This is a genomic window from Buttiauxella sp. S19-1, assembly GCF_022134725.1.
Taxonomy (GTDB): domain Bacteria; phylum Pseudomonadota; class Gammaproteobacteria; order Enterobacterales; family Enterobacteriaceae; genus Buttiauxella; species Buttiauxella ferragutiae.
Genome location: NZ_JAHWLU010000218.1, coordinates 1 through 2,707, shown reverse-complemented (window position 1 = coordinate 2,707; position 2,707 = coordinate 1). Strand labels below are relative to the sequence as shown.

At 54.0% G+C, this 2,707-nt stretch carries 3 protein-coding genes; all 3 read right to left on the bottom strand.

Features of this window, described 5'->3' with window-relative positions:
* A partial coding sequence (locus tag MES37_RS24000) for an MFS transporter (RefSeq protein WP_237932790.1) occupies positions 1-330 on the bottom strand: 330 nt, incomplete at its 3' end.
* A 213-nt stretch (positions 331-543) separates the two neighbouring features.
* Positions 544-1,536, bottom strand: coding sequence for a glycine betaine/L-proline ABC transporter substrate-binding protein ProX (proX, locus tag MES37_RS23995; protein ID WP_237932789.1), 993 nt, complete (start codon positions 1,534-1,536; stop codon positions 544-546).
* Between the two features lie 54 nt (positions 1,537-1,590).
* Positions 1,591-2,670: a glycine betaine/L-proline ABC transporter permease ProW gene (gene proW, locus MES37_RS23990; protein ID WP_064543989.1), complete on the bottom strand. Its 1,080-nt coding sequence runs from the start codon at positions 2,668-2,670 to the stop codon at positions 1,591-1,593.
* Between the last annotated feature and the right edge of the window lie 37 nt (positions 2,671-2,707).

The window sequence follows — 2,707 nt, the reverse complement described above, 5'->3', positions numbered from 1 at the left end:
GCCGGTGAGTGCGGTGCCAAGAATCATCATCCACAGCGTCTGGCTGAGGGCGACAATCACCATCCCACCCGCGGCGAGCAGCGTCATAAACACAATCAACCCACGGCGTTCAAACATATCGCCCAACGGCACCAGGAACAGCAGACCTACGGCATAGCCTAGCTGCGCTGCGGTAACGATAAACCCGGCCTGATTAATCGAAAGGGAAAATGCCGTCGCGATAGTGTCGAGCAGGGGTTGCGCATAATAGTTACTGGCAACGGCCAAACCCGTGGCGAGAGACATCAGGACAATCAGAGCGGGGCTCAGTCCTTGAGTGGATGTTTTCATTGTTATTTTTCAGCTTGTGATGATGGAGCGGGAATAATAGCTAAAAATAAGGTAGGCAGGGGTCGGATTGTGCGCTTTGTTTTTGATTGGGACGCCCTCATCCCGACCTTGTCCCCCAGGAGAAGGGGAAAACTGGCATCAGTATGAGAAAGAGAGGGAGAGCGCCGGACTATACCCTCTCCCGTGGGAGAGGGTTAGGGTGAGGGCAAAAACTTACTTCGTCGCCAAAGCCTCATTCACCCAGCCATCAAACGCGGCCTGGTGCGCTTTAATCCAGCCATCGACGTGACCCTGAATATCCGCTTCTGACGCTTTACCGTTGTGCATCATTGCATTCTCGGCGTTGATATCCGCCAGTGGCAGCTTCATCAGACTAAACAGCTTCGCCGCCTGCGGGTTTTTCTCAGCCCAGGCTTTGTTCGCCACAATGTGCATGGTATTTACCGGGAAACCATAGTTCGCGCCATTCGGCAGTTTGGTATCCACGTCTTTCTGTTTGCCTGGCATAGAAGAGAACGGCACTTGCAGCCACACCACATCTTTGCCCGGAACCATCACATCACTCACCCAATATGGCGTCCAGGTGTAGTAGATAACCGGCTTGCCTTCTTTGTGACGCGTAATGGTATCGGCAATCATCGCCGAATAGTTACCCTGGTTATGTTCCACGGTATTCGTCAGGCCGAAAGCGCCAATCTGGTGATTGATAACCGCTTCGCAGCCCCAACCAGGTGTGCAGCCAGTTAAATCGGCTTTACCGTCGCCGTTGGTATCAAACAGTTTGGCAATCTTAGGATCTTTTAGCTGCTCGATATTGGTTATCTTATATTGCTCGGCCGTTTTCTTATCTATCAGATAACCCTGAGCGGCACCCTGAACGTAAGTACCTTCACGATAAAACTTCTTATCGCCGCCAGCAGCGTCGTACATATCGTCGTGCAACGGCTTCCAGTTAGTGGCGATAAATGTGGTATCGCCTGCGGCCATGGAGGTGTAGGCCACGTTGTAATCCACTTCACTCGGTTTATTCACCGTATAGCCCAATTTTTCCAGGGCGCGGCTCACCAGCAAAGTCTGGAATGATTCTTCTGAGATAGTGCTTTGCGCAGGTTGAACCGTAATGCCTTTTCCCGGCAAATCAGCGGCAAAAGCGCTGGTGGTCATCAGAGTGGCGAGTGTTGCGGCTAAAATAGTTGTGTGTCGCATCATGCTTCCTTATCGGTGATGGGGCGTGAGGCGGCACGGATGCCGCCATCATGTTTATTTGATGAAGGGACGGGTCAAAAGACCAATTGGGCCGGTGTTGAACCAGCGGCGGTTGCCACGGCTGCGTGAATCGCGGCCAATGGACTGAGTTAAACGGTCGAGAATAATGGCCAGAATTACAATGCCGACGCCGCCAACGGTCGCCAGACCCATATCAAGGCGACCAATACCGCGCAGCACCATCTGACCAAGACCGCCGACGGCAATCATTGACGCGATAACCACCATCGAAAGTGCCAGCATCAGCGTCTGGTTGACGCCCGCCATAATGGTTGGCATCGCCAGCGGTAACTGAACTTTGAACAGCATCTGACGTGGGCTTGCGCCAAACGAACGAGAGGCTTCAATCAAATCTTCCGGAACCTGCTTAATTCCCAGAATCGTCAGGCGCACAATCGGTGGCAGGGCAAAGATAATCGTCACCACCACACCCGGCACGTTACCGATACCGAACAGCATCACAATTGGCACCAGGTAAACAAACGCTGGTGTAGTCTGCATGGCATCTAATAACGGACGGATAATCTTCGCGGCCCGTTCGCTTCTGGCAAGCCAAATACCGAGCGGTAAACCAATAATCATGCAGAACAGCAGGGCGGTCAGAACCAGCGCCAGCGTCACCATTGCTTGCGACCACGCGCCAATCGCGCCAATCGCCACCAGTGAAACCAGCGTCGCGATCCCCATCCCGAGGCTCGACATCTGCCACGCAATCAGCGCAAACAGAACGATGGCAACCGGGGCGGGCATCCCCAGCAAGAAATGCTGGAAGCCGCTCAGTATATAATCCACCGGCACGCGAATGCCCTGGAACAGCGGACGGAAGTGCGTAACCACCCAATCGATGCCGTGCGTCACCCAGCTATCGAGCGGGATCAGCGTCTTATGAAAGGGATCTAAAATATTAAAATGTTCAGGCTGCGGGGCAGGCGCTGAATTCAGCCAGTCTGCACTGCTACTGGCTGCGGGTGTTGAGGCCGCCTGGCTTCCCCACGCATCGGCGGTCGCTGCGGCCTGATTGGTTGTTGCGTCGGCAGCCGCACTGCCGGTATCCCACGGATTTTCTGCACTCATTGACTTACCCCCTCACGATCTAACGCCTGCAGCAGAA

What these genes read in the sequence shown, in the direction of transcription:
- proX (WP_237932789.1), bottom strand. Translation starts at nt 1,536, where the DNA reads ATGCGACACACAACTATTTTAGCCGCAACACTCGCCACTCTGATGACC.
- proW (WP_064543989.1), bottom strand. Translation starts at nt 2,670, where the DNA reads ATGAGTGCAGAAAATCCGTGGGATACCGGCAGTGCGGCTGCCGACGCA.